This is a genomic window from Pseudochelatococcus contaminans (assembly GCF_014195635.1).
GTDB classification, from domain to species: Bacteria; Pseudomonadota; Alphaproteobacteria; order Rhizobiales; family Beijerinckiaceae; genus Pseudochelatococcus; species Pseudochelatococcus contaminans.
Map to the genome: position 1 here is coordinate 243,209 of NZ_JACICC010000003.1, position 26,320 is coordinate 269,528.

Here is a 26,320-nt window from a genome sequence, read left to right on the forward strand (position 1 = left end):
CAATCATGGCCAATCCTGTCGACTACGCCATTTCCCACGCCCGGCTGACGCTGGCGATCCTCATCTTCCTCATGATTGCGGGCGCCATGGCCTATGTCTCCATACCCAAGGAGGCGGAGCCGGACGTCAAGGTGCCGATCATCTACGTCAACGTCACCCAGCGCGGCATCAGCCCGGAGGACGCCGAGCGCCTGATCCTGCGTCCGATGGAAACGCAGCTCAAGACGGTCAACAACGTCAAGGAGATGCGTGCTTCCGCCTATGAGGGCGGCGGCTATGTCATTGTCGAGTTCGAGGCCGGTTTCGACTCGGATGTCGCAATGGCGGACGTGCGCGCCAAGGTGGATACGGCCCGCAGCGACCTGCCGCGCGACGCGGACGAGCCGATGGTGCATGAGGTCAACCTGTCGCTGTTCCCCGTGATCGTCGTGGCGCTGGGTGGCGATGTTCCCGAGCGCACCCTGCTGCGGCTGGCGCGTGACACCCAGACCGCGCTGGAGCAGATCCCCGGCGTGCTGTCCGCCGATCTGCGCGGCGCGCGCGACGAGGCGGTGGAGGTCATCGCCGAACCGATGCTGCTGCGCAGCTACGGCATTTCGCCCGGCCAGCTTGTGGAATTGTTCGCTGCCGGTAACAGCCTCATCGCCGCCGGCGCGCTGGAAGGTTCGGCCGGGCGTTTTGCCGTCAAGGTGCCCTCGCTCATCGAACGGCCGGAGGATGTGTTCACCTTCCCCATCGCTGCCTCGCCCTCGGCGGCGGTGACGCTGGGGGACATCGCGGAGGTGCGGCCGACATTCAAGGATCCGACCTCCATCACGCGCATCAACGGCCAGTCGGCGATCACGCTGGAGGTGGTCAAGCGCACGGGCGCGAACCTCATCGAAACCGTGGATGCGGTGAAGAAGGTGGTGACGGAGTTGCAGCGCGGCTGGCCCGAAACGGTGCAGGTGACCTTCACGCAGGACAAGTCCGTCGAGATCCGCTCGCTGCTGCATGAGTTGCAGAACAGCGTCATCACGGCAGTGCTGCTGGTGCTCATCATCATGCTGCTGGCGCTGGGCGTGCGCGCCTCGCTGTTCATCGGCATCGCCATTCCGGCGTCGTTCCTCGCCGGTATTCTCGGGCTGCAACTGGCAGGGCTCACGGTCAATATCGTTGTGCTGTTCTCGCTCATTCTTGCGGTGGGCATGCTGGTGGACGACGCCATCATCGTCTCAGAATTCGCCGAGCGGCGGATGGCGGAGGGCATGCCGGCCAAGGCCGCCTATTCGCTGGCGGCGCGGCGCATGGCAGGGCCGGTGATCTCGGCCACGCTGACGCGCATCGCGGCGTTCTCGCCGCTGATGTTCTGGCCCGGCATCGTCGGCGAGTTCATGAAGTACATGCCGCTGACACTCATCGCGACGCTGACGGCCTCCCTCGTGGTGGCGATGTTCTTCACGCCGACATTGGGCGCTCTGCTGGGCGCGGCCTCGCACGTGAAAGACGAGCACGCGACGGCGCGCATGGAGGATCGCGGCTTTTACATGCGCGTGGTCAAGCTCGCGCTGCACCATCCCGGCGCGACGCTGCTGCTGGCGGTGGCGCTGCTGGTCAGCGTGGTGTTTTCCTATGGCCGGTTCGGCAACGGCGTTGAGTTTTTCCCCGCGGTTGAGCCGGAATATGGGCTGGTGCAGGTGCGGGCGCGTGGCAATCTGTCCATCACGGAGAAGGACAGGCTGGTGCGGCAGGTGGAGGAGCGACTGGCCGGGATGCCGGAGTTGGAAACCATCTATGCCCGCGCCGGCGAGGGACAGCGCGGCTCGGACGAGGTGACCGAAGACACCATCGGCACCGTGCAGTTCGAGTTCGTGGACTGGCGCAAGCGGCGCAAGGCGCATGAAATCCTCGCGGAGATCCGCCAGAAGACCAGCGATATTCCCGGCGTCATCATCGAGGTCAACGAACCGCGCGCCGGCCCGCCCACGGGCAAGCCGATCACCCTGGAAATTTCAGGCACCGATCCGGACGCCATCTTCGCCACCGCGCGCAAGGCCGCCACCGCCCTGCGGGCGCGTGGCGACACGCGTGACGTGGATGACGGCCTGCCGCTGCCGGGCATCGACTGGCGGCTGACGGTCAACAAGGCCGAGGCGGCGAAGTTCGAGATCAACCCGCTGATCGTCGGGACGGCGGTGCAGCTTGTCACCAACGGCGTCAAGATCGCCGAATACCGCCCTTCGGACACCGACAAGTCGGTGGACATTCTGGTGCGTTTCCCGGAGGCGCGGCGAAATCTCGATGAGCTGGACAACCTGCGCATCAACACCGCGCGCGGCTCGGTGCCGGTGGGCAATTTCGTCACCCGTGAGCCGGAGCCGCGCGTGGGCATGATCAACCGCGTCAACAGCCGGCGCGTCGTGACCGTCACGGCCAACGTGGCCGAGGGCGTGCAGACGGCTGCGGTGCAGAAGGCGGTGATGGACGAGATGGCGGCGTCCGGCCTGCCGCCGGGCATCACCTATCGCATGAAGGGTGAGGACGAGGAACGCGAGAAGGCCGGGGCATTCCTTGTCAGCGCGTTCGGCGCGGCGATCTTCCTGATCTTCGCCATCCTGCTGGCGCAGTTCAACAAGTTCTCCAGCGTGTTCCTCGTGCTGACTGCGGTGGTGCTCTCCACCATCGGCGTGCTCATCGGCCTCATGGTCATGGGGCAGGCGTTCGGCGTGGTGATGACCGGCATCGGCATCATCGCCAACGCCGGCGTCATCGTGAACAACAATATCGTGCTGATCGATACCTACGAGCGGTTGCGGGACGAGGGTGTCGCCGCCTATGACGCCATTCTGGAAACCTGCCGCGAGCGCGCCCGCCCGGTGGTGCTTACGGCGGTGACCGCGCTGCTCGGCGTGCTTGCCATCGCGTTCGGCATCAATCTGGATTTCGTCGCCCGCACAGTGGATGTCGGTGCGCCATCGACGCAATGGTGGACGCACCTTGCCACCGCCATCGTCTTCGGCCTCGGCTTCGCGACCATCCTGACGCTGGTGGTGACGCCCGCAGCGCTGATGGCGATTGCCAACCTCGGTGCCCGGAGAGACAGGGCACGCTCCAGAAGGATGGCCTGACGGGAACAACCGGACGGAAACTGCCGGACGCAGGGTGCCGGGGAGGCAGCAGCCTCACCGGCACCGGATGATGGCATCAGACCTTCGTAACGTTGCCGAGGAAGCTGGTGATGGCTGTGTCCAGCGCATTGGCGTCATCGGCCAGCTTGTGGGCGTGGACCTCGACGGACCGCGACACGCTGCCGGTGGCGGCCAGCGACGCCTCGACACGGTTCATGGCATCCGCGCCTACCTGCGACTCGTTGGAGGAATGCGCGACGCTCGCGGCGATGGATTGCACGGCGGCCGCCTGTTCCTCGATGGCCGTGGCAACCGCCAGCGCGATGGCGGACATATCGCTGATCGTGGCGTTGATGTGCTCGATGGCGCCGACGGCGTGGCCCGATGCGTTCTGAATCGCCGTGATCTGGCTGACGATTTCCTGCGTCGCCTGAGCGGTGCGCGTGGCAAGGTTCTTGACCTCGCTGGCTACCACGGTGAAACCGCGTCCGGCCTCGCCGGCGCGTGCGGCCTCGATGGTGGCGTTCAGCGCCAGCAGGTTGGTCTGCTCGGAAATGGTGCGGATCAGGTTGACGATTTCGCCGATCTGGGCCGCTGCCGCCGCAAGCCCCTCCATGGTGTTGACGGTCTGTGTGGCTTCCTCAACCGCCCGTCCCGCCACCGCATGCGAGCGGCTGGCCTGCGAGGAGACCTCCTGAATGGATGCCGCCAACTCTTCCGCCGCACCGGCGGCCACGACGACGCTTTGCGACGCATTGCCGGTGGCCGAGGCGGCGCGCCGGGTTTCGCTCGCCATGTCGTCCGATGCCTCGGATAGCTGAGAGGACGCGTCATGCAGATCGCGGGCGGCGGCATGGACATTGCCGATAGCGTCCTTGCTCTGCCGCTCGAAAGCAGCCACCAGCGTTCTGATGCGCTCGGCCCGCTCGACATCGCGCCGGATCGCCTGCTCCTGCTGCCCGGCCAACTGCGCCCGCTCGACGGCGTTGTCCCGGAAGATGCTGACCGCGCGCGCCATGGTGCCCACCTCATCGCGCTGATTGATGGCGGGGATGTCGACCGCGTTGTTGCCGCTGGCGAGCTTGTTCATCGTCTGCACAAGCCGGCCAATGGGGCGGGTGATGGACGCGCCGATGCGTGAAACCAGAATGACGCCGATCAGCGCACCCGCGACCTGCGCGCTCACCGCCCAGCCGAAAAACCCGCTGGCGGCGGCTTTGACATCGGCGCTGATCTCCTGATTGAGATGCTCCACGTAGTCGATGTAAGCGTTGATGGATGCAAGCCAGTCGATGAACAATTGCGCGACGGGATCGGCGATCAACCGGGTCGCCTCGTCGATGCTCGCGATATCATAACGGTTTTCGGTGAGCGCGATGATGCGGCTGATATAGGCATCGGTATCGGTGCGGATCTTGATGATCTCCGCGATGATTTCCTGCTCCTTCTCCGTGCCGCCGCCCTGCTGGCTGACCATATCCAGCAGTTGCTTGCCGTTCAGAACGTAATCGTTCCGCAGCTTCTCGATGCGGGCGATATTCTCCTGCCGCGCCTGCGGGCTATCCAGCAAAACGATATCGCGAATGCCGATGGACCTGTCATGGACGCTGCCGCGCAGATTGATGACATAGCGCTGCTTAACTGTATTGATGTCATTGATGACACTGATGTTGTCATTAAGTTTTGCTATCTCGATGGCGGATATACCGACGATCATTGCTGATATCGCCAGATTAAGGAAAAACGAGAGATATATTCTGTATGGTATGCTGTAATTACTGAAGTAAAACATTTCACGGAAATTCGTGAAAAACATGAATTTCTTGAACATAATAATGATCCTGAATGCAGTATAATTGTATGTTTTATAATTACGTTTTTTAAAAAAATTATGATGCAATTTTATTTTATATATATGAAAAAATACAAATAACTATTTAATTTATTTTACGTATTAATCATATTTAACATGAAAAATTATTAGTTTATTATTATTTTGAGCGCGATATAAAAAATAAATATATCGGAATTCAGTATATTGTGATTTTTTTCAGCAGAAAAAGGATATGATACTTCGTCGACTGACCTGCATTGAAAATCTCCATAATTTTGATAGAAATTATGATCTAATGACCGATCACAGAGGCCGTATCGTGAGATCCGGCTGTCGAAGTCGGTGCCAGAAACAGGAAGCAATCATGTCAGACCAGCCCGCGTCCCTTCATCCTCAGACGCTTGTCCTGCACGGCGGCAGCTACCGCTCCGACCCCGCCACAGGTGCCGTCGCGGTGCCGATCTATCAGACGACATCCTATCAGTTTCAGGATACCGGCCATGCGGAGCGCCTGTTCGCGCTGGATGAGCTTGGGTTCATCTATTCGCGCGTGGCCAATCCCACGACGGACGCATTCGAAACCCGCATTGCTGCTGTGGAAGGCGGCGCGGCAGCGCTGGCCCTTGCATCGGGACAGGCGGCATCGGCCTATTCGGTGCTGAACGTTGCGGGCGCAGGCGATAACATCGTCAGCTCGACGGATCTTTATGGCGGCACATGGGCGCTGTTCGCGGCTACGCTCAAGCACTTTGGCGTCGAAGTGCGTTTTGTCGATCCCGCCGATCCGGAGAACTTCCGCCGCGCGACAGACGCGCGGACGCGCGCCTATTATGCGGAATCGCTGCCGAATCCGAAGCTGGAGGTATTTCCCATCGGCGAGGTCGCGGCTATCGGGCGGGAGCTTGGCGTGCCGCTGATCGTCGACAACACGGCCGCCCCGCTCACCATCCGGCCCTTCGAGCATGGCGCGGCGGTGGTCGTCTATTCGGCCACCAAGTATATCGGCGGCCACGGCACTTCGATCGGCGGCGTCATCATCGACGGCGGTAACTTCCCGTGGGCGGAGCATGCCGACCGTTTCCCGACGCTGACCCAGCCGGACCCCAGCTATCACGGTGCGACATGGCTGGAAAAGGCGGCTCCGCTCGGGCCGGTGGCTTACGTGTTGCGTGCCCGCGCCGTGCTGTTGCGCGATATTGGCGCGGCTGTGGCGCCGCAGAACGTCTTCCAGTTCATTCAGGGGCTGGAAACGTTGCCGCTGCGCGTGCGCCAGCATAACGAAAACGCCATCGCGGTGGCGAATTTCCTCAAGGATCGCCCGGAAGTGTCGCACGTCATCTTCCCCGCGTTCCAGACCGGGGAAAACGCCCGCCGCGCGCAGGCTTATCTGCATGGCGGCTATGGCGCGCTGGTCGGCTTCGAGCTGAAGGGTGGCAAGGAAGCGGGGCGCAAGTTCATCAACGCGCTCAAGCTGCTGTATCACGTGGCCAATATCGGCGATGCCCGCTCGCTGGCCATCCACCCGGCAACCACAACCCACTCGCAGCTTTCCGAGGCAGATCAGTTGCTGACCGGCGTCACCCCGGGCTACGTGCGGTTGTCGGTCGGCATCGAATATATCGACGACATCGTCAACGATCTGACACAGGCGCTGGAAGCCAGCGGGGCATAAAGCCAGGCACACGATTTTTCCGTCACGCATTACCCCCGGCGAGCAATTGCCGGGGGTTCTCAGTCTGATCCATCAAAATTTGCTCAAGATCACAAATCAGGATCATTCGCAGGTTTCCATCGCAGGTTTCCATCGACCTGGCGAACAGTCCGCAGCACGTCATCGATTGACAGTATCCATCAGCGGATGTCATGATTGCGGGGCGGGGGTCGTGTCTATCCGGCCACTGTGAAAGGATGAAAAATGGCGGCAAATCGGCAATTGAAGCTTGGCGCTTTCATGCGTCCGGTCAGCATTCACACCGGCGCATGGCGTTATCCGGGCGCGCGGCGGGACGCGAATTTCAGCCTTGAGGCGCTGACGGAATACATCCGCAAGCTTGAGGCGGCGAAGTTCGATGCGTTCTTCATGGCCGATCATCTGGCCGTTCTGAACATGCCGATCGAGGCGCTGCGGCGAAGCCACACCGTGACCTCGTTCGAGCCCTTCACGCTGCTATCCGCGCTGGCCATGGTGACGAGCCATATCGGGTTGGTGGCGACGGCATCGACCACTTTCGAGCAGCCGTTCAATCTGGCGCGGCGGTTCGCCTCGCTGGATCATATCAGCAGCGGCCGCGCGGGCTGGAACATCGTCACCACCTCGAATCCCGACGCGGCGCTCAACTTCGGTCTCGATGAACATGTCTCTCACGCCGACCGTTATGCACGGGCGCGGGAGTTCTACGATGTCGTCACCGGGCTGTGGGACAGCTTCGCCGACGACGCTTTCATCCGCGATGTGGAAAGCGGCATCTATTTCGACCCGGACAGGATGCGCCCGTTGAACCACAAGGGGCCGCATTACAGCGTGCGCGGACCGCTGCATATCGCCCGCCCGGTACAGGGCTGGCCGGTGATCGTGCAGGCGGGGGCGTCGGAGCCCGGACGCCAGCTCGCAGCAGAAACCGCTGAGGTAGTGTTCGTCGCGCCCAACACGCTCGACGATGGCCGGCGGTTCTATGCCGATGTCAAAGGCCGCCTTGCGGCGCTTGGGCGCGAGCGCGACCACCTCAAGATTCTCCCCGGCGCGTTCGTCGTGGTCGGCGATACTGTCGAGGAAGCACGCGCCATCCGCGCCCGGCTCGATTCGCTGGTTCATGCCGAGAGCGCCATTGCCTCGCTGTCGATTGCGCTTGGCCATGATGTTTCGGGATATGATCCCGATGGATATTTGCCGGATATTCCCGACACCGAGCACAGCAAATCCAGCCGCGAGCGCGCATTGGCCATCGCTGAACGTGAAAAACTCACCATCCGCCAGTTGGCCCAGCGGCTCGGCGGCTATGCGGGGCTGGCCATTGTCGGCTCGCCGCAGAGTATCGCCGATGACATGCAGGAATGGCTCGAAACCGAGGGGTCTGATGGCTTCAACCTGATGTTCCCCTATCTGCCCGGCGGCCTCGATGCCTTCGTGGGCAAGGTCGTGCCGGAATTGCAGCGGCGCGGCATCTTCCGCACCGAATACGAGGGCACCACCCTGCGCGAAAACCTCGGGCTGCCGAGGCCGGGCAACAGGTTCTTCCCGGATTGAAATCGAAAGTTCCGGTTTTTTAGCCGCAATACTATAGATTATGTAGCTTTGTCGGGGTGTGTGATATAGACTGTGCTTTATGACAAAGGGGTCTCGTCACCGGGTCGCATGGGGGCGAGGCTATCCGCAATATGCGGCAGGGGGGCTTTCGGGGCTCGCCGCCGCCAACCCGGAGATTGAAGGCATGTCGGTTCAGCTTGGCCAGATCGCGCCGGACTTCGTGCAGAAGAGCACCGAAGGCGAAATCCATTTCCATGAGTGGCTTGGCGATTCATGGGGAATCCTGCTCAGCCACCCGCGCAACTTCACGCCCGTCTGCACCACGGAGCTGGGCGAAGTGGCCCGGCTCGCGGATGAGTGGAAGAAGCGCAACGTCAAGGTGATCGGCCTCTCGGTCGATCCGCTCGATGCCCACGAAAAGTGGGGCGAGGACATTGCCGAGACGCAAGGACACGCGCTCAATTTTCCGCTGCTTGCCGATGACGACAAGAAGGTGTCGGAGCTTTACGGTCTCATTCACCCGGATGCCGATCCCAATATCACCGTGCGCGCGGTGTACATCATCGATCCGAACAAGAAGGTGCGCCTCACGCTCACCTATCCGCCGAGCGCCGGACGTAACTTCTCCGAAATTCTGCGCGTCGTCGACAGCCTGCAACTGACCGACGGGCAGAAGGTGTCGACGCCGGTGAACTGGAACCCCGGCGATCCGGTCATCATCGTGCCGTCGGTTTCGGATGAAGAGGCCAAGGAGCGGTTCCCGCAGGGCTTCAAGACCCTCAAGCCCTACCTGCGCGTGGTCGAACTGGATAAGCAACCCGGCAGCTAAAACGCATGCTGGCGTGATCGGCAGCGCTTCCCGGGTTATAAAGGCCGGCGAGGCGTTAAAGAGTGGATGACGGCGGCCGGTTCGTCTTCATCCAGTTTGAGTTTTCTATAGAATTAGTTAGTGTCCAGCAGTGAGCCGGGCAGGGGGCGGTCGACTGTGCGGATGATGGAAATCGAGGCAGGCCAGCCGTCCGAAACGGACGCGGTGCGGTTTAGCGGACGCCTGCAGGCGGGTATTGGAGTCGAGCAAGTGACTGATACAGTGAGCGTTGTTCCGTTTCCGGGCGAGCGTCGGGCGAACGCCGTCGAGAATGGAACCATCCATGAAGCCGTGGAGCCGGCGCTTTTCAAGCAGGGCATGCGGCGTCTGGCCTCGGGGGTGTCTATCATCGCCACCGATTTCGAGGGAACGCGCCACGGCCTTGTCGCCACGGCTGTCAGTTCGGTTTCGGCGGACCCGCCCACGCTGCTGATCGGTGTTTCGCAGACGGCTTCCGCTCACGATTACATCGTTCGCTCGCGCCGGTTCAGCGTCAATGTGCTGGGTGCGCATGATCGCGGGCTGGCGGAGAAGTTTTCCGTGCCGGCCTTCCGTGCCCGCCGTTTCGAGTTCGGCGAGTGGACGACCCTCGGCACCGGCGCTCCCGTGCTGAAAACCGCGCTTGTCGGTTTCGACTGCATCCTGACGGAAGAGGCCCGGATCGCCAGCCATACGGTGTTCTTCGGCCGCGTGGTGAGCGTGCATGTTCCGGAAGGGGAGATCGATCCGCTGTTGTTCTGGAACGGCGCTTATCGCAGTGGGCAGCCGGGAGAGTCCTGACGGGTTTCGTCAGCAAGCGTATTTCATCCGGCTTCGGCAGTGTGCTGGATGCCGTTCAGCAGTCAATGATTGATGGGGGTCTCCATGGGGTTGGTTGATAGTGTGAAACCGGCGAGCGTCAAGCAGCGCGTGTCCCGCGTGCTGGCTGCCTCTCTCGTTGCGGCGGGGGCTCTGATGGCGACGGCGGCTTATGCCGGCCCCACGCTCGACAAGATCACGTCGCGCGGTTCGATCAAGGCAGGTGTCGGCACGACGCCCGGTTTCTTCTCTCCGGACAGCAGCGGCCGCTGGCAGGGGTTCTTCGTCGATATCGGCCGGGCGCTCGCGATTACCGCGCTGGGCGATCCGGAAAAGATCGAGTTCACCTCGTCGTCGCCGCAGCAGCGTTTGCCGGCGCTTCAGGCGGGCGAGTTCGATATCCTGCTTTCCGGCGTCACCATCACGCCGACACGCGCGCTGCAACTTGGCTTCCACTTTGGCCCGACGGTGTTTTATGACGGGCAGGGGCTTTTGGTGCGCAAGGATCTGGGCGTAACGAGCGCTGCCGAGCTGGATGGCGCGACCATCGGCGTGCAGAGCGGTACCACGGGCGAGTTGAACCTCGCGGACTTCTTCCGCAAGCAGGGCAAAAGCTTCAAGCCGCTGACCATCGAAGATACGCGCCAGTTCAATGCCGCGCTTGAGGAAGGCCGCGTCGACGCCATCACGCAGGACAGCGCCGATCTCGTCGGCAAGCAGAGGCAGCTCAAAAACCCCGAGAACTACGTGCTGCTGCCGGAGCGTCTCTCCAAGGAGCCGCTGGCGCCCGCCATCGCAGGCGGTGACGATCGCTGGCTGGAGCTGGTGAACTGGACGGTGTACGCGCTCATTCAGGCAGAAGAGCTTGGCATCACCTCCGAGAATGTCGACACGTTCCTCGATTCGCAGGATCCCTCCATCCGCCGCTTCCTTGGTGCCGATCCGTCTCTGGCGCAGGCCATCGGCCTCGATCCCAAGTGGGCGTACAACATCATCAAGAACGTCGGTAACTACGGCGAAGTGTTCGAGCGGCACCTGAAGCCCCTCGGCTGGGAGCGTGGTTACAACAATATCTGGACGAACGGCGGCCTGCTGTATTCGCCTCCCTTCCGCTGATCGCGGCAGGTATCGATGACGGCCACTGCCGATAGTCCACCGACCGGGGCCGTGCGCCCCGGTTTTGCCGCGCGCATCAGGCTGTGGCTGGGGCCGCGTATCGGCACGCAGATCGGTATTCTCGCCGGCGTCGGCCTGTTGCTCTACATCCTTGGCGCCAACACCGTCGCCACCATGGACCGGATCGGCATCAATCCCGGTTTCGGCTTCCTGACCCGCTCCGCCAATTTTGAGATCGGCGAAACGCTGATTACCTTCAAGGCTGGCGACACGTATCTTTATGCGATGTTCGTTGGCCTGCTCAATACGTTGCGGGTGGCGTTTCTCGGCTGTCTGCTGGCAACCCTTTTGGGCGTCTCGGTGGGCATTGCCGGTTTATCGCGCAACCTGCTGCTCGCGGGGCTGGTGCGCTGGTATATCGAAATTATCCGCAACACACCGACGCTGTTGCAGCTTTTCTTCTGGGTGTCCCTCAGCAAGGCATTTGCGTCACCGCGACAGGCGCAGCCTGTGCTGGAATCAATTTTCCTCACCAATCGCGGCATCTATCTGCCCGGCGTAACGTTGGCAGGCGGATCATGGCTGACGCTTGTCCTCGTCGGTGTGTCGATTGCGGTGTTCGTGGCCTTCATCCTGATCGCCCGCCGCCGTGCGACGTTGACCTTCCTGCGCGGTCTCGCGGCCTTTGCTTTGCTGGCGGCGGCGGTTACCCTCGCGGGCTGGTTGACTGGCGTCCAGACAGCTCTCGATATTCCTGAACTGCGGGGCTTTAACATTCAGGGCGGCATGGTGCTGTCGCCGGAGTTCGCAGCGCTGCTCGTTGGCCTGACGGTGAAGTTTTCGGCGATCATCGCTGAAATCGTTCGCGCGGGCGTGGAATCGGTGGGGCAGGGGCAGTGGGAGGCCGCGCGGTCGCTAGGGCTGCGGCGCAGTCAGATCATGAATCTCATTGTGGTGCCGCAAGCGCTGCGGGTGATCACGCCACTCATCACGTCGTCGTATCTCGATCTTACCAAGGATTCGAGTCTGGCTGTGGCAATCGGCTATCCAGATCTGGTCAGCGTCATCAACACCACTGCTAACACAACTGGGCAGTCGCTCGAAGCCCTCATCATCCTCATCGCGGTGTTTCTCACCATCAACCTGTCGGTTGCGGCGCTGATGAACATCTACAATGAGCGCGTCGCGCTGCGCGGGAGTGGGGGACGATGACCACTGTCGATGACGCACTGGCCTCGATTCGTCGCGAGCGTGAGGCGGAGCGCCGGCCCGCAGCGGGCGAAAAGGGTGTGGCGGCAGGGCTGGCGCGTCTTCGCAAACTGCGGAATGGTTTGTTCGGAACGTGGGTGAACACCCTCATCACCCTGCTGACGGTGCTGGCACTCTGGCTCATTGTTCCCCCGTTTGTGCGGTGGGCGATCATCGATGCCGTCTGGACCGGCACTTCCGAGGATTGCGCGCAGGCGGCGGGGGCTTGCTGGGCGTTTATCGGCGCGAAGTTCAACTTCATCATGTTCGCGTTCTATCCGCCGTCTCTGCACTGGCGGCCGTTCATGGTGCTCGTCGTCATCGCAGCCCTGCTGGTCGCAACCGCCACGCCGCGCCTGTGGCGGCGAGAGCTGCTGCTGGCGTGGTTCGTCGGCATCGTCGGTTCATGGTTGCTGATGGCCGGAACGTTCTCGCCGCCCACCGTTGCGTCGAACCAGTGGGGCGGCCTGCCCGTGACCATGCTGGTGTGGACGGTTTGCTTCGGGCTGGGCACGCCGCTCGCCATCGGGCTGGCGCTGGCGCGGCGGTCAAACATGCGCGGCGTCCGCGTGCTGGCTATCCTGTTTATCGAACTGATGCGCGCGATTCCGTTTATCGCGATTCTGTATGTCGCAATGCTGATCCTGCCGATGGCCGTGCCCGGCGGCGCGCTGATCGACAAGACGATCCGCGCCATGATCATGATAACGTTGTTCTGGTCAGCCTACATCGCGGAGGTTGTGCGCGGCGGCTTGCAAACCATCCCCGCAGGGCAGGAAGATGCTGCCAAGGCGTTGGGGCTCGGCTACTGGCGCACCACGCAACTCATCATCCTGCCGCAGGCGCTGCGGACTGTCGTGCCCGCTCTGGTCAATCAGGCAATCGGCTTCCTGCTGGCCACGTCGCTGCTGGCCACCATCGGCATTTTCGATCTGCTGAATGCAGCAAGAGCATCCGCGACCGATCCCAAGTGGCTGGGCTATTATGATGAAGCCTATATGCTGGTGGCCTTTATCTATTTCATCCTGTGCTACGGCGGCTCGCGTTACAGCATATGGCTGGAGCGGCGGCTGAACGTATCACATCGGCGATAAACCAGCTTCAGCGGATGAGCGCGCATCATAACATGCGGCGCTCTCAACGCATTTCAGGCAGGATTTATTGTACGGGGAATTGAATGGTACAGCTGGCCCGGTTCGAACGGGCGACCTCTTGATCCACAATCAAGCGCTCTAACCAACTGAGCTACAGCTGCAAAACCATGACGGAAGTCGAACGTTTCCGCCGACCGATTCACGTCGTGAGATGCTTTGGAAGAATCGGATGATGTCCAATAGCAAGCACACGCCCATGACGCAAGTGAAACAATCGCTGCAACCGCGATATTAATAACAAACCCGTGCATCGCAGGCGTTGCAGGGCTAAAGGATGCGGCTCTAGCATACAGCGTCGTAAAAAAACTGCCGCCGGACATAATCCGGCGGCGGGATGTAACCTCTTGCGGTGTAACGCAGACTCACAGCGTCAGTGACGCGTGTCCTTGTCGTCCTGGCGGGACGGGGAGAGGACATCCGTCAGCAGGCGGTTCGAGGTCTGGGCGATATCCTTGAGCTGGGTGGAGGTCGTCTCAAACTGGCGGCGCAGCTCACGGGTATGCAGCTCAACGGCTTCGGCCAGCGAGCCGGCGCTCAGCAGACGACGCCACAGATCGATAGCGCCATCGGTCTGGGTGCGGACAAGATCGAAAAGCTTGGTGTTGAGTTCGGTCACGCCGCGCGTCGCGATGGAGACGTTCCGCGTCCAGATCTCGCTCTGATCGTTGATCGTCTTGTAGCCTGCCCGCTGGCGCTGAGCGGCAGCCGGGTGGGTGCGAAGCTGGGCGACAGCTGCCAGCCCAAGGCTCACGGCAGCCTTCTCCACAGCCTCGGCCGCAACGGCGGCGCTTGCTGCGATGGCCGGCTTTTCGATTTCAGCCTGCTTCGGCTCAACCGGCGCGGCCGTATCGCGGGCGATGCCGGTGACGGGCGTGCGCTCGTCGAACAGGCCGCTGGAATGGGCATGCTTGTCGGTGGAAGGGGCCACAGTTCCCGCAGCAGGAGCAGCCTTGGCCCTCGTATGAGCAGGAGCGGGCTTGGCAGTCGCAGCCTTCACGCCTTCCGCCTTGCCAGCCTCGGTGTGGGCAGCTTCGGCAACGGGCGCAGGGGAAGCAGGCGGATTGGCCGCCGCAGCAGGTTTCGCAGCTTCAACAGGCTTGGGGGCCTCGACGGGCTTTGCAGCCTCGACGGGCTTGGGTGCCTCAACAGGCTTGGCGGCCTCAACGGGCTTCGGAGCTTCAACAAGCTTCGGGGCTTCGGCAGCCTTTGTTTCGGAAACTTCAGCTTTGTGTGCTTCAGCCTTGGGAGCTTCCTTTTCGGAATGCTCGACCTTGGGGGCGCTGGCTACGGACGTTTCAGCCTTGGCTTCGTCGGTTTTCAGCTGGCTGGATGTCGGCGGCGTTTCGGTCACCTTGGCGGCCTGTGCCAGCGCACGGGTGGAGGTGGCTGCTGCGCGGGGTTTCGCTGCTGCCGGGGCAGCGGCTGCGGCGGGAGCAGGGACAGGAGCGGCAGCAGGGGATGCGGCTGCGGCGGAGGTCGTGTCCGGCGTAGCGGCGGCAACGACCGGGGCCTCTTTATTTGCCGTGGTCGTCGTTGCGGTTTTTACCGGGCTCGTCCTCTTCCTGCCGCCAGTTGCGGGGGGCCCACCTGCCTTGCGCGTCGTCATGGAAATCCTGCTCCGTCTAATAAATGCCAACCCTAGTATCGCCATGAACCGGGAGGGCCGTCAGGGATCTAACGCGGCCGATCACTGGAGAGCCGCGACACGGCCGGCGAACATCCCGTCGATATGCCAGCGTCGCGTGACGCCGCGATGTCCCTATGGGACATATCGAACTTGCCGTTCCGTTCCTGCTTCAGGGCAGGTCCGGTTTCGGCTGAAAGATTTGCGGACAGATCCCACTATTGAGCCACATGCCCGCCGTCATTCATACGGGGTCGTCGCAAAACTTCTGGACGATCCGGCCTGACATCCGTCATTCACAGGATATCCCCGGAATTGAAAGATGAAATGATGCATTTGTCCATAGCTGTGATGGATAAATGCAAAAAACAGTCGCATTCATGTCCGCGCGTTGCTCAATCGATACGGTCACGCGGACTGTGCATGATCGGCCCGGCTGCGTCCGGAGCTGTCGCCCCGGCGCAGCCGGCTCACGATCACGCGTGGGAGTTGATCAAGCGTGGGACTTCGTCGCGTCCTTGGCGGCATCGGTCACAGCCTGCGTGGCTTCCGTTGCCTTGTTGGTCGCTTCCTTCACGGCGTTCTGCACGTGCTGGGTAGCTTCGCTGGCGGACTTCTGGACAACCGAACCGAAGTCACGAGCCTGTTCCTGCAGAGCAGCGAACTGGTTCTTCAGGTACTCGTTCTGGTACTGCGAAACTTCGCGCAGATCCTTGGCGCGCACCAGCTTCTCAGCCAGGTCGAATGCAGCGCCAACGTTCGTCTCGGCGTAGGAGAGCGTGCGGCGAGCAACTTCGTGCGTGTTGAAAGGAACCGGCGTGGACTGGTTCTCGAACGCGGCGACAGCCTTGTGAGCGGCGCTGAGGTAGCCGTCGAAAGCCTTGCGAGCCTGCTCGACGCTCTTTTCTGCGAACTCGCGCAGTTCTGCGGGGATTTCGTAGTTCGGGGTGGTGTTGGTCATCGTAGGGCTCCTAGGAAAATACTGGATACACTCGATACAGGATTTGCGACACAAGACTTGTGCATCGCAATGCTTATATGTTGCGGCGCAACATTGCAAGAGCAACGTCTTGAAGAAACGTTGCTCTGTCAACTTTTCCGGCCTGTCCGTCAGAAGGGTGACAGCCCTTCCGGCAGGGCCGGGGTTGACGCCGATGACAGGCTGACGGGCGATGGACATACCCCGCCCGGCATCGGGATGCAGACCAGCCGCGATCGCTGCTCCACGATGGCGCACGAAACATCGCCCCCGGGAAGCAGTTGCCCAAGAAGCTCCTGCCGCAGCATTAACGCTGATTCCAGCTTGCGCCCGACAGGATACGCAGTTTTCGTGACGTTCTGCGTACAAGGGTATATTAACGTTTCGTTAGTCATATGTCGCGTCGCTTGTTCAATAATCTGACGGGCGATTTGCAAGCGGGTGATTCGTATGTCCCGAGGTTCGGATACGGCCGGTCAAAAGCTATGGAACGATCCGGCGCTGGCAGAGCTTGTCGAGCGGGAGACCGCCGCTGTGCTCTGGTCGCTTGACGGGAGCCGCGTGATCGGCGCCTCCGTGGGCACTGCTGGCCTTGCCCCCGCATTGCGCGCGGCAGGGGGTGAAAATCTGCGCGGCCGCCTTCGGCGCGTCGCGGCGGCCCTGTCCGCTGGAAGTGGTGTGCGGCTGGAGCGCGTCACTTTGCCGCAGGGTTACGGCATCACCCGCCTCCTGCTGGAATGCCACCGCGTCGCCACGGGCGATGGCGAGTTTCTGCTCACCATCCTGCGTGGCCCGTTGCCGCGCCTTCCGCGTGTCGTCGTCGAGCAGGAGCCGATCTCCGGCGATGCTGCGCCCGTTGCTGCTGAGGCTGTTGCGGTTCGTCCGCATGATGATGTGCCGGATGCGGCAGCGGGGCGCGCGGATCAGTTCGGGCGGCTGTTTGCGTTTGCCGGCAGCAGGCCGACAGTTCGTTTCATCTGGGAAAGCGACACGGACGGATGCCTGACGCGTGTATCCACAGAGCTTGCAGCGCTTGTCGGCCATGAAGCCGGCGCGATTGGCGGGCGCACCTGGCCCTCGCTTGTAGACGCGGGGATCGTTGTCGATCCCGGCGACGGCGTTGCGGCCGCCTTGGCGCGCCAAGCCACATGGAGCGGCAAAGAAGTGCAATGGCGCGTCGGCGACGATGCCGACATGCCGCGCCTTATCGTGGAAATGGCCGGGATTCCCGTGCACGATGGCCGCCGGCGGTTTCGGGGCTATCGCGGTTTCGGCATCGCGCGGGTGGCGCGTCTTCGTGATAGCATGCAGGACGTCGACATTCAGGAGGCTCTGACCGCGTCTCGTCGGGACGAGCCACGCGAAACGCCTGACACACGACCGCGTGACGAAGGACATCGCGCCGGATTGAGCGATAACGAGAAGCAGGCGTTTCGCGATATTGCCAAGGCGCTTGGCGTTCTGCGTTCTTCTGCGGCTGCTGAGGCGCAGGAGCCAGCCCGTTCCGAGGCAAGCGCGCCAGCAAAGGCGGATAAACCCCAGAAGCCAACCGGACGTGGCGCGGCTGGCCTGCGGCTCGTGCCCGATGAGACGGAAAAAGCGCAGCCCGAGGTTAAGCTCCCGCCTGCACCCGCTGCGGAGGCAGAGCAGCCCGTCGTCGCGGAACGCGATGCATCCATGAGTGCTGTCAGCGATTCTGAAGTATCGCATGCAAAGTCGAATGATGCCGCGCCCGCGCCTTTCGGGACGTTGAGCGATCATATGTCGCATCGCAAAAGGCTGCTGCTGCGTCCGGTCGATGACTTCGATGAGACAGAGACGGAAACGGCTGCTCCGCCAGAGGAGGAGATGCTCCCCCCGCTGGCCGATACGGGCTCGCCGGACCCGCTTCCCGAAAAGCCGGAACCTCGACCTGCAATCGCCGGTCTGGAGCCGGTCTCTGCGGAGCTGGACACAGAAGGCCCCTTGGCTGCAATGCGCCCTGATCCGGTCGACGACGAGCCGGAGCCGGTGGAAACGCCCGCCGTTGCATCTATCGCTGTTCCGCCGCCCGACGTGGTGGTTCTTCGGGAGGTGACTGCTGCTGACACGGTGGTTCCGGACACTGTGGTCCCGGATGTCATGCCGGCAGTCGCCCGGTTGCCTGTCTCTGCTCTGCCACCTGCGGCAGAAGCGCATGAAGCTGCATCGTCCGACGCGCGTGTCGATGTTGGTCTCGATGTGAGTGATTCCGTTGCCCTCATCGCCAACCGGCTTCCCATCGGCATGATTGTCAGCCGCGATACCGAAACCTTGTTCGTCAATCGCGCGCTGCTGGACCTGCTCGGTTACGAGGATGCTGCGGCCTTCCGCAGCGCTGGCGGGTTGCGCTCGCTGTTCGTGAGCACGCCCGGCGGCGGCGATGCCCCGCTGGCGCTGCGCACGGCTTATGGCGCGCCGGTGTCTGTCGATGCGCGCATGACGACCATTCCGTGGGCGGATCAGGACCGGCCTGCGACGCTGATTTCCTTCCGCCGTGCCATTGAGCCGCGAACGGAAGCGCATCTGCGCGCGCTGGAGCGGGAGTTGCGCCATCAGGAAGCGCGTGTGCGGGCGCTTGACACAATTCTGGACACGGCCACCGATGGCGTCGTCACGCTGGACGGTCTCGGGCGGTTGCTGTCGATGAACCGTTCCGCCGAGGCTCTGTTTGGCTGCGAGGAAACTGACGTTGTCGGCGGCACCTTCTGGCATCTGCTATCGCCGGAGAGCCGCTCGGTCGCCACCGCTTACTTCGAAGGTTTGCGCGCTGGCGGTCTTGCCAGCGTGCTCAATGACGGGCTGGCGGTGCGGGCGCGTGCGCCGGCGGCGGCAGGGCCGGGGGCGGACGAAATCCCGCTGACGATGATCATGGGCCGTCTCGCGCCGGATCCCGGCGATGGCGCACCCGGCACGGGGCGTGGGCATGCCGGGCGTTCGCAACGCTTCTTCGCCATCCTGCGGGATGTGAGCGGGAGTGCGCCGGCCGCGGGCCATATCGCCGCGCCGGCGCGGCTGGAATCGGGCGATCAGGCCCAGTTCCTGGCGCGGGTGAGCCACGAGATCCGCACGCCGCTCAACGCCATCATCGGCTTTGCCGAGGTGATGCTGGAAGAGCGCTTCGGGCCCATCGGCACCGAACGTTACCGCGAGTACCTGCGCGACATCCACAGTTCCGGCGGGCAGGTCATCAGCCTCGTCAACGACCTGCTCGACCTTGCCCGCATCGAGGCCGGGCGTCTGGAGCTTGCACCTGCCGATGTGCTGTTGAACCATGTCGTTTCGGCCTGCGTCGGCCTGATGATGCCGCAGGCCGAGCGTCAGCAGGTGGTGCTGCGCACGAGCCTGCCGCAGGGCCTGCCGAGCGTGAACATCGACGAACGGGCGTTGCAGCAGATCGTGCTCAACCTGCTGTCGAATGCGGTGAAGTTCACCGACGCGGGCGGGCAGGTGATCGTGTCGACGGCGCGGACCGATGACGGTGGAGCGGCTCTGCGGATTCGCGATACCGGCATCGGCATGACGCGCTCGCAGGTGACGGCGGCGCTGACACCGTTCGCGCAGCTCAACACGACGCATCTTGGCCGGGCAGATGGGGCAGGACTCGGTCTGCCATTGACGCGTGCACTCGTTGAGGCAAGCGGCGGTCGGTTTTCCATCACCAGCACACCGACGGAGGGAACGCTGGTGGAAATCGTGTTCCCGCGCACCGCTGCCGCGCAGGGCAAGACGCCTTCGGCCGGCGTTCAGGAAAGGGCTAATCCCTCATCCCAATAAGGGGTTGGCCCGAAAATCTCGGCGAGATAGTCCACGAACACGCGCACCTTCTGTTCCAGATGGCGGCGGCTGGGATAAACGGCGTAGACCGCCACCCGGCGCGATGCGCCATAGCCGGGCAGAACCGCCCGCAGGCTGCCGTCGCGCAGTTCCGGGCCGATATCCCATGTCGAGCGCAGCGCGACCCCCATGCCGGCGATTACCGCCTCGCGCACCACCTCGCTGGAATTGGTGCGCAGCGGGGCGTTGATGCGCACCACGTGCTGCCCGTCCGGCCCCTCCAGCCGCCAGTGGTCGGTGTTGTGGGCCAACAGCGTATGGTGGGGCAGGTCGTCGATGTGCGCAGGCGTGCCGGCGCGTTCGAGATAGGCCGGCGCGGCGACCAGCAGGCGGTGGTTGGGCGCCAGTCGACGCGCAACGAGGCTTGAATCCGCCAGATCGGCGATGCGCACGGCAACGTCGAATCCCTGCCCGACGACATCGACGAATTCGTCCGTAAGGTTGAAATCCACGGTCAGGCCCGGATGCCGTTGCAGAAATGTCAGCAGGCGCGGTGCAACGTGCATCCGGCCAAAAGATGTCGGGGCCGATACTTTGAGGACGCCGCGCACCTCGGCGCTGCCGCGCGCCACCCAGGCCTCCGCTTCCTCGACGCTGGCGAGGATGGCGACGGCGCGCTCATAAAGGCCATGGCCAGCTTCCGTGAGAGTGATCTGCCGCGTTGTGCGTTGCAGCAGACGCACGCCAAGCCGCTCCTCAAGACGCCGGATGCGCTTGGAAATAACCGCCGTTGACAGGCCCATGTCGCGCCCGGCCGCCGACATGCTGCCCGCCGCAACGACCTGCGCGAATGTATCGAGATCACCCATTCTATCCATGGCGGCAGAATGGGCGATTATCAGCTTTCAGGCAACAGTGGCGATCAACTTGCGGCGCTTTATCGCCGTTCGCGAAAAAAATCCTTCAGCAAAGCCGCTGATTCGCCCGCGCGCAAACCACCATAGACGTCCGGGGCGTGGTGGCAGGTGGGGGCGCTGAACAGCCGCACGCCATTGTCGACCGCGCCGCCCTTGGGGTCTTCCGCGCCGTAATAGAGCCGCCGGATGCGGGCGAACGAAATCGTCGCCGCGCACATGGGGCAGGGCTCCAGCGTGACGTAGAGATCGCAGTCGGGCAGGCGCTCGCTCGCCAGTTCACGGCACGCGGCGCGGATCGCCAGCACTTCGGCGTGGGCTGTGGGGTCGTTGTCGCGGCGGGTGCGGTTGTGGGCGCGCGCGATGATGACGCCGGCCCGCACCACCACCGCGCCGACGGGCACCTCGCCCGCCGAAGCCGCCAGCCGTGCCTCGTGAAAGGCAACGGACATCGGGTCCGTATCCCCGCGATCATCGGGCGCACGGTCAGCGGGAAACCGGCTATCGGAGGGGCATTGCGGTGACATCAGGATGCAAAGGTTGTCCGGCATGAAATAAAAGCGAGCGTGCCGCCCGTTATTGTGCCTTGATGCTCTCGCGTCAATGCGATCACTCTGCTATGAGCAGCCAATGACCGACAAATCGAAGAACGAGCGCGGCCCCGCTCGACGGCCCGGCGGCGATGCCGCGGGCCCGTCCAAGGGCAGAATCAGCCGTGGCGGACCTGCAAAGGGTGCGCCAAAATTCGGTGCCCCGAAGTTCGGAGGCCCGCGTCCGTTTGCCGGCGGCAAGGACGGCGATGCGAGATCCTCCGGGCGCAAGTTCGGTGAGCGGAAATTCAGCGAACGCAGCTCTGGCGAAGGCAGGTCCGACGGCGGCAAGTCGTTTGCTGGCAAATCCTTTGGCGGCAAGTCGTTCGGTAGCAAGTCGTTCGGCGGCAAATCCTTTTCCGAAAAGTCTTTCGGGAGCAAGCCCGCAGGCGACCGGTCCTTCGACAGGAAGAAGGAAGGCGGCAAGCCCTTCTCTGATAGACAGTTCTCCGGCAAATCATCGTCCGGGAAGTTCGGTGATGAGCGCCCCGCTCGTGCTGGCCGTCCGCGCGATGCCCGCGATGCCGAAGCTGGTGTGCGTCAGGATGCCGGCGCGATCAGCCGTTCGAATGCGCCGGAGCGTATTGCCAAGGCCATGTCCCGCGCCGGCATCGCCTCACGGCGCGATGCCGAGGTGATGATCGCCGAGGGCCGGGTTGCGGTGAACGGCAAGGTGATCGACACCCCTGTCACCCTCGTCTCGCCCCAAGACCGCATCGTGATCGACGGTGCCCCGATGCCCTCGCGTGACCGCACGCGGCTATGGCTCTACCACAAGCCGCGCGGCCTCGTGACCACAGCCCGCGATCCCGAGCGGCGGCCGACGGTGTTCGATGCGCTGCCGGAAGAGCTGCCCCGCGTGGTGGCGGTGGGCCGGTTGGACATCAACACCGAAGGGCTGCTGCTGCTCACCAACGATGGTGGCCTCTCCGGCGTGCTGGAGCACCCCGAAACCGGCTGGCTGCGGCGCTACCGCGTGCGCGCCTACGGCGACACCGATCAGGCCCAGCTTGACGCCTTGCGCGATGGCATCACCATCGACGGCATGCATTACGGCCCGGTGGAGGCCCTGATCCAGCGCCGGCAGGGCGACAATATCTGGCTGACGCTGGGCTTGCGCGAAGGCAAGAACCGTGAGGTCAAGCGCATCCTCGAACATCTCGGCCTGCGCGTGAACCGGCTGATCCGTATCTCGTTCGGCCCGTTTCAGCTCGGCGATCTGCATGAGGGCGAGGTTGAGGAAGTGCGCACGCGCGTTCTTCGCGACCAGCTTGGCGAGACACTGGCTGCCGAGGCCGGCGCCGATTTCGACGCCGGTTCCTTCGAGCCGAACGCGGCGGTGCGGTCACAGCGCGCGGGGGGCGAAAACCCGCCGGCCCGGCGCGAGGAAGCTTTCGAGGAGCGCTCGCGGCAGCGCGCTGTGTGGCGCGACGACCAAACGGAAGGCGAGCGCCCGCGCGGCAAGCGCATTCCCCGTCGCGGTGCAGATGCGCAGGTTGCCCGTCAGCACAGCGGCGAGCGTGTGCACGCTCGCGTCGGCGTCGTGACCGATCCCGGTGGGCGTAAGGTGAAGGTTGAGCGTATCGTCAACCCGCCCAGGCTGGCGGAACGAACCGTTCGCCCGGAGCGTGACGAACAGGATCGCGGCGGCTTCGCACCGCGCGGCGAGCGCCCGGCGCGCCGCTTCAGTGATGGTCCGCAGCAGCAGCGGCAGAGCTTCGGGGATCGCCCCCGCCGCTTCTCGGATCGCTCCGAAGGTTTTTCGGATCGCAGCGATGACCGCCGCCCCCGTCGCCCCGAAGGCGGTGCGGACGGCGAGCGCCGTTTCGAGAGGCGCGGCGAGCGTCCTGCGGGCGGCCGTGGTTTTGGTGACCGGAGCCGTCCCGAGGGTGATCGTTCATTCGGCGGCAAGCGGTTTGCCGATCGTTCCGAGGGCTTTTCGGGTCGCGGCGATGACCGCCGCCCCCGTCGTCCTGAGGGCGGTGCGGACGGCGAGCGTCGTTTTGAAAAGCGTGGTGAGCGTCCTGCGGGTGGCCGTGGTTTTGGTGATCGGAGCCGTCCGGAGGGTGATCGTTCGTTTGGCGGCAAGCGCTTTGCCGATCGCTCTGAGGGCTTTTCAGGTCGCGGCGATGACCGGCGCCCCCGTCGCCCTGAGGGCGGCGCGGAAGGTGAGCGTCGCTTTGAGAAGCGCGGCGAGCGTCCTGCGGGCGGTCGTGGTTTTGGTGACCGGAGCCGTCCCGAGGGTGATCGCTCATTCGGCGGCAAGCGGTTTGCGGATCGTTCCGAGGGCTTCTCGGGTCGCGGCGATGACCGCCGCCCTCGTCGCCCCGAGGGCGGTGCGGACGGCGAGCGCCGTTTCGAAAAGCGCGGCGAGCGTCCGACGGGTGGTCGCGGTTTTGGTGACCGGAGCAGGCCAGAAGGCGGTCGGTCTTTCGCTGGCAAATCGGAGGGCCGTCCTTCCGGTGGTAGGCCATTCGGCGGCAAACCATCTGGCGATAGGCCATCAGGTGGTCGCCCATCTTCCGACCGGCCGCGTGGCGGGTCGCGTCCGCCGCGTAAGTCCTGACGGTTCATCCCGTGCGTATCGTTGCCGGTCGTTTCAAGGGCCACGCGTTGGCTACCCCGAAGTCGGATGCCATTCGTCCGACTTCGGATCGCCTGCGCGAGGCCATCTTCAACGTTCTCGCCCATGCCTACGACGATCCCGTAGCGGATGCCCGCGTGCTCGACCTGTTCGCGGGTACGGGGGCGTTTTCGCTGGAAGCGCTGTCGCGTGGTGCTGCATTCGCACTGTTGGTTGACGAAGGTGCGGAGGCACGCGGCCTCATTCGCACCAATACAGATGCGCTGGGTGTCGGCGGCCTGACACGTATTTTTCGGCGGGATGCCACGAAGCTCGGTCCCGCAAAGCCGATCGAACCGTTTTCACTGGTTTTTTGCGATCCGCCTTATGGCAAGCAACTGGCTGAAAAAGCCCTTGCCTCTGCTATCGAGGGGGGATGGCTCACGGCCGATGCCCTCATTCTGGTGGAGGAGGCCGCGACGGCGGATTTTGCCTTTCCAGCCGGCATCGATGAAATCGAGCGGCGCGATTATGGCGATACGCGGCTTTACATTGGCCAGCGCAACATCGGCTGACGCAATTCAGCTTCGGCCAAATAGCCTCTCGATGTCGGACAGTTTCAGTTCGACATAGGTCGGGCGGCCGTGGTTGCACTGGCCGGAGAACGGGGTCGCTTCCATCTCGCGCAGCAACGCATTCATCTCGTCCGGGCGCAGCCTGCGCCCGGAGCGCACCGAACCGTGACAGGCCATGGTGGCCAGCACATGGTCGAGGCGTTCTTCAAGCGCCCGGGCATCGCCCCATTCCGTCAGCGTGTCCGCAACATCGCGCACAAGGCCCCGGATATCGCCGCCGGCCAATGCTGCGGGCACTTCCTGCACCGCAATCGCACCCGCGCCGAAACCGTCCACCACCAGCCCGAGTGACGCGAGCGTTTCCGCGTGCGCCAGCAGCCTGTCTGCTTCCGAAGGGTCGAGTTCCACCACCTCCGGAAGCAGCATGAGTTGCCGGGCAATGCCATTCGCCGCGCGCTCGCGCTTCAGCCGTTCGTAAACCAGGCGCTCATGTGCCGCATGCTGATCGATGATGACGATGCCATCCGCCGTCTGGCTGATAATATAGTTGCCATGCACTTGCGCACGCGCTGCTCCGAGCGGCTGGACTTCATCTTCAGGGGCAACAGGCGCGGCGTCAGCCCGTGTATCCGCCGCCACCGGGGCAAACGCGGGGTTTGCGGAGGGCGCGGAATCGGATGGGCCAGCTTCGGCAAAACCAGCGGCTCTAGGGGATACAGGCGTGCGATCAAAAGGCGCTTGCCAGCCGGCAAAATCAGGTGCGACCGGGGCGGGGCGGGGCGGCGGTTCGAATGGCGCGGTGTGCAGGCCCGTATGCAGTCGAAGCTGCGTTTCCGGCACGCTTGCCTGTGCCCGTAGTGCTGCAAGCGTGCGCGCCCCGCCGGTTGAGGACGCCAGATGCCCCGCCCCGGAAATGGTCTGCTTCAATGCTCCGACGATCAGCCCCCGCACCAGCCCCGGATCGCGAAAGCGCACTTCGGATTTTGCCGGATGCACGTTGACGTCGACAAGGCGCGGATCGCACGTGATGGCCAGTACCAGCGCCGGATGACGGCCGGCAGGGAGGAAATCCATATAAGCCGCGCGCACTGCGCCCGAAACCAGCTTGTCGCGCACCGGCCGTCCGTTGACTGTGGCATGAACATGCGCCGCCGTGCCGCGATGATAGGTAGGAAGGCCAGCAAATCCCCCCAGCGCAACACCTTCGCGCATTGCGTCGACGGGAAGTGCGTTGGGCGCGAAGTCATCGCCCAGAAGGCGCACCAGCCGACGCAGCAGCGCCGCATCGTCAGCGCCCTCGGCGGGCAGGTCGATGGTGGAAAGATGCTCGCCCGCAACGGTGAAGCGCACGGCAGGATGCGCCAGCGCCAGCCGCTTCACCGTTTCCGCCACGGCCTGCGCTTCGGCGCGATCGGTCTTGAGAAACTTCAGCCGTGCCGGCGTGGCTGAGAAGAGGTCCGTGACCTCGATTCGCGTGCCCCGCGCTGCCGGGGCGGGACGCACAGGCTCCCGGCGGCCGCCGTCAACGATAATAGACCAGCCGTTATCGTCCTCGCTGTTGCGGGTGACGATGGACAGCCGCGCCACGGCCCCGATGGAGGGCAGGGCCTCGCCGCGAAACCCCAATGTACGGATGTCGAAAAGATCGCCGTCGGGAAGCTTCGAGGTGGCGTGACGCTCGACGGCCAGTTCAAGATCCTGCGCGGACATGCCGTGGCCGTCGTCGGTGACGCGGATCAGCCGCTTGCCGCCGCCTTCGATCACCACTTCAATGGTGCGCGCGCCGGCGTCGAGAGCATTCTCAACCAGCTCCTTGATCGCAGCCGCCGGACGCTCGATAACCTCACCCGCGGCGATCCTGTCGATCAGCACGGGTTCGAGGCGGCGCACGGCGGCGGTGCGGCCGGTCAT

Annotated in this window: 17 protein-coding genes and 1 tRNA gene; 11 read left to right on the forward strand and 7 right to left on the reverse strand. The window is 63.5% G+C overall.

Going from position 1 to position 26,320, the window contains the following annotated elements:
• The first annotated feature begins 5 nt into the window (after positions 1-5).
• Complete coding sequence (locus FHS81_RS07635) at positions 6-3,107, forward strand: efflux RND transporter permease subunit (RefSeq protein WP_183751587.1); 3,102 nt, start codon at positions 6-8, stop codon at positions 3,105-3,107.
• A gap of 76 nt (positions 3,108-3,183) precedes the next feature.
• Here FHS81_RS07635 and FHS81_RS07640 read toward each other — a convergent pair whose 3' ends face one another.
• Positions 3,184-4,938, reverse strand: coding sequence for a methyl-accepting chemotaxis protein (locus FHS81_RS07640; RefSeq protein WP_343052449.1), 1,755 nt, complete (start codon positions 4,936-4,938; stop codon positions 3,184-3,186).
• Positions 4,939-5,305: 367 nt separating this feature from the next.
• On the opposite strand from FHS81_RS07640, the gene FHS81_RS07645 reads away from it, so the two are divergent.
• The 7 genes from FHS81_RS07645 to FHS81_RS07675 all read left to right on the forward strand — a co-directional run bounded on the left by FHS81_RS07645 (position 5,306) and on the right by FHS81_RS07675 (position 13,309).
• Entirely contained in the window at positions 5,306-6,613 is a 1,308-nt protein-coding gene (locus FHS81_RS07645; RefSeq protein ID WP_183751591.1) for an O-acetylhomoserine aminocarboxypropyltransferase/cysteine synthase family protein, read from the forward strand.
• A 243-nt stretch (positions 6,614-6,856) separates the two neighbouring features.
• Positions 6,857-8,185 (forward strand): LLM class flavin-dependent oxidoreductase, encoded by a 1,329-nt coding sequence (locus FHS81_RS07650; RefSeq protein ID WP_183751593.1) that lies wholly within the window; start codon positions 6,857-6,859, stop codon positions 8,183-8,185.
• Positions 8,186-8,369: 184 nt separating this feature from the next.
• On the forward strand, positions 8,370-9,014 hold the full coding sequence (locus tag FHS81_RS07655; RefSeq protein ID WP_183751998.1) for a peroxiredoxin: 645 nt from the start codon (positions 8,370-8,372) through the stop codon (positions 9,012-9,014).
• 249 nt (positions 9,015-9,263) lie between these two features.
• Positions 9,264-9,833 carry a flavin reductase family protein gene (locus tag FHS81_RS07660; protein ID WP_343052450.1) on the forward strand — a complete coding sequence of 190 codons (570 nt, stop codon included), beginning with the start codon at positions 9,264-9,266 and terminating at the stop codon, positions 9,831-9,833.
• Positions 9,834-10,007: 174 nt separating this feature from the next.
• Positions 10,008-10,967: an amino acid ABC transporter substrate-binding protein gene (locus tag FHS81_RS07665; protein WP_428982444.1), complete on the forward strand. Its 960-nt coding sequence runs from the start codon at positions 10,008-10,010 to the stop codon at positions 10,965-10,967.
• A gap of 15 nt (positions 10,968-10,982) precedes the next feature.
• A complete protein-coding gene (locus FHS81_RS07670; RefSeq protein WP_246374906.1) occupies positions 10,983-12,179 on the forward strand; it encodes an amino acid ABC transporter permease in 1,197 nt (398 codons plus the stop codon).
• Complete coding sequence (locus FHS81_RS07675; protein WP_183751597.1) at positions 12,176-13,309, forward strand: amino acid ABC transporter permease; 1,134 nt, start codon at positions 12,176-12,178, stop codon at positions 13,307-13,309. The genes FHS81_RS07670 and FHS81_RS07675 overlap by 4 nt, the downstream gene beginning before the upstream one ends.
• An 84-nt stretch (positions 13,310-13,393) precedes the next feature.
• On the opposite strand, the gene FHS81_RS07680 is transcribed toward FHS81_RS07675, so the two are convergent.
• The 3 genes from FHS81_RS07680 to FHS81_RS07690 form a co-directional block, all read right to left on the reverse strand.
• Positions 13,394-13,470, reverse strand: a tRNA-His gene (locus FHS81_RS07680).
• Positions 13,471-13,739: 269 nt separating this feature from the next.
• Positions 13,740-14,975 (reverse strand): phasin family protein, encoded by a 1,236-nt coding sequence (locus tag FHS81_RS19170; protein WP_183751599.1) that lies wholly within the window; start codon positions 14,973-14,975, stop codon positions 13,740-13,742.
• A gap of 511 nt (positions 14,976-15,486) precedes the next feature.
• The gene (locus tag FHS81_RS07690) at positions 15,487-15,954 is read right to left on the reverse strand and encodes a phasin (protein ID WP_183751601.1); all 468 of its coding nucleotides are present in this window, start codon (positions 15,952-15,954) and stop codon (positions 15,487-15,489) included.
• A gap of 468 nt (positions 15,955-16,422) precedes the next feature.
• On the opposite strand from FHS81_RS07690, the gene FHS81_RS07695 reads away from it, so the two are divergent.
• The gene (locus FHS81_RS07695; protein ID WP_183751603.1) at positions 16,423-19,767 is read left to right on the forward strand and encodes an ATP-binding protein; all 3,345 of its coding nucleotides are present in this window, start codon (positions 16,423-16,425) and stop codon (positions 19,765-19,767) included.
• Here FHS81_RS07695 and FHS81_RS07700 read toward each other — a convergent pair.
• The gene (locus FHS81_RS07700; protein ID WP_183751605.1) at positions 19,737-20,645 is read right to left on the reverse strand and encodes a LysR family transcriptional regulator; all 909 of its coding nucleotides are present in this window, start codon (positions 20,643-20,645) and stop codon (positions 19,737-19,739) included. The two genes, FHS81_RS07695 and FHS81_RS07700, sit on opposite strands and share 31 nt — an antisense overlap.
• Before the next feature lie 59 nt (positions 20,646-20,704).
• Positions 20,705-21,133: a nucleoside deaminase gene (locus tag FHS81_RS07705; RefSeq protein ID WP_183752004.1), complete on the reverse strand. Its 429-nt coding sequence runs from the start codon at positions 21,131-21,133 to the stop codon at positions 20,705-20,707.
• Positions 21,134-21,311: 178 nt separating this feature from the next.
• On the opposite strand from FHS81_RS07705, the gene FHS81_RS07710 reads away from it, so the two are divergent.
• On the forward strand, positions 21,312-23,837 hold the full coding sequence (locus FHS81_RS07710) for a pseudouridine synthase (RefSeq protein ID WP_183751607.1): 2,526 nt from the start codon (positions 21,312-21,314) through the stop codon (positions 23,835-23,837).
• 11 nt (positions 23,838-23,848) lie between these two features.
• Entirely contained in the window at positions 23,849-24,409 is a 561-nt protein-coding gene (gene rsmD / locus FHS81_RS07715; RefSeq protein ID WP_183751609.1) for a 16S rRNA (guanine(966)-N(2))-methyltransferase RsmD, read from the forward strand.
• A gap of 6 nt (positions 24,410-24,415) precedes the next feature.
• Here rsmD and mutL read toward each other — a convergent pair whose 3' ends face one another.
• Positions 24,416-26,320 carry a DNA mismatch repair endonuclease MutL gene (gene mutL, locus FHS81_RS07720; RefSeq protein ID WP_183751611.1) on the reverse strand — a complete coding sequence of 635 codons (1,905 nt, stop codon included), beginning with the start codon at positions 26,318-26,320 and terminating at the stop codon, positions 24,416-24,418.

What these genes read in the sequence shown, in the direction of transcription:
- FHS81_RS07635 (WP_183751587.1), top strand. Translation starts at nt 6, where the DNA reads ATGGCCAATCCTGTCGACTACGCCATTTCCCACGCCCGGCTGACGCTG.
- FHS81_RS07640 (WP_343052449.1), bottom strand. Translation starts at nt 4,938, where the DNA reads ATGTTCAAGAAATTCATGTTTTTCACGAATTTCCGTGAAATGTTTTAC.
- FHS81_RS07645 (WP_183751591.1), top strand. Translation starts at nt 5,306, where the DNA reads ATGTCAGACCAGCCCGCGTCCCTTCATCCTCAGACGCTTGTCCTGCAC.
- FHS81_RS07650 (WP_183751593.1), top strand. Translation starts at nt 6,857, where the DNA reads ATGGCGGCAAATCGGCAATTGAAGCTTGGCGCTTTCATGCGTCCGGTC.
- FHS81_RS07655 (WP_183751998.1), top strand. Translation starts at nt 8,370, where the DNA reads ATGTCGGTTCAGCTTGGCCAGATCGCGCCGGACTTCGTGCAGAAGAGC.
- FHS81_RS07665 (WP_428982444.1), top strand. Translation starts at nt 10,008, where the DNA reads ATGGCGACGGCGGCTTATGCCGGCCCCACGCTCGACAAGATCACGTCG.
- FHS81_RS07670 (WP_246374906.1), top strand. Translation starts at nt 10,983, where the DNA reads ATGACGGCCACTGCCGATAGTCCACCGACCGGGGCCGTGCGCCCCGGT.
- FHS81_RS07675 (WP_183751597.1), top strand. Translation starts at nt 12,176, where the DNA reads ATGACCACTGTCGATGACGCACTGGCCTCGATTCGTCGCGAGCGTGAG.
- FHS81_RS19170 (WP_183751599.1), bottom strand. Translation starts at nt 14,975, where the DNA reads ATGACGACGCGCAAGGCAGGTGGGCCCCCCGCAACTGGCGGCAGGAAG.
- FHS81_RS07690 (WP_183751601.1), bottom strand. Translation starts at nt 15,954, where the DNA reads ATGACCAACACCACCCCGAACTACGAAATCCCCGCAGAACTGCGCGAG.
- FHS81_RS07695 (WP_183751603.1), top strand. Translation starts at nt 16,423, where the DNA reads ATGTCCCGAGGTTCGGATACGGCCGGTCAAAAGCTATGGAACGATCCG.
- FHS81_RS07700 (WP_183751605.1), bottom strand. Translation starts at nt 20,645, where the DNA reads ATGGATAGAATGGGTGATCTCGATACATTCGCGCAGGTCGTTGCGGCG.
- FHS81_RS07705 (WP_183752004.1), bottom strand. Translation starts at nt 21,133, where the DNA reads ATGTCCGTTGCCTTTCACGAGGCACGGCTGGCGGCTTCGGCGGGCGAG.
- FHS81_RS07710 (WP_183751607.1), top strand. Translation starts at nt 21,312, where the DNA reads ATGACCGACAAATCGAAGAACGAGCGCGGCCCCGCTCGACGGCCCGGC.
- mutL (WP_183751611.1), bottom strand. Translation starts at nt 26,320, where the DNA reads ATGACCGGCCGCACCGCCGCCGTGCGCCGCCTCGAACCCGTGCTGATC.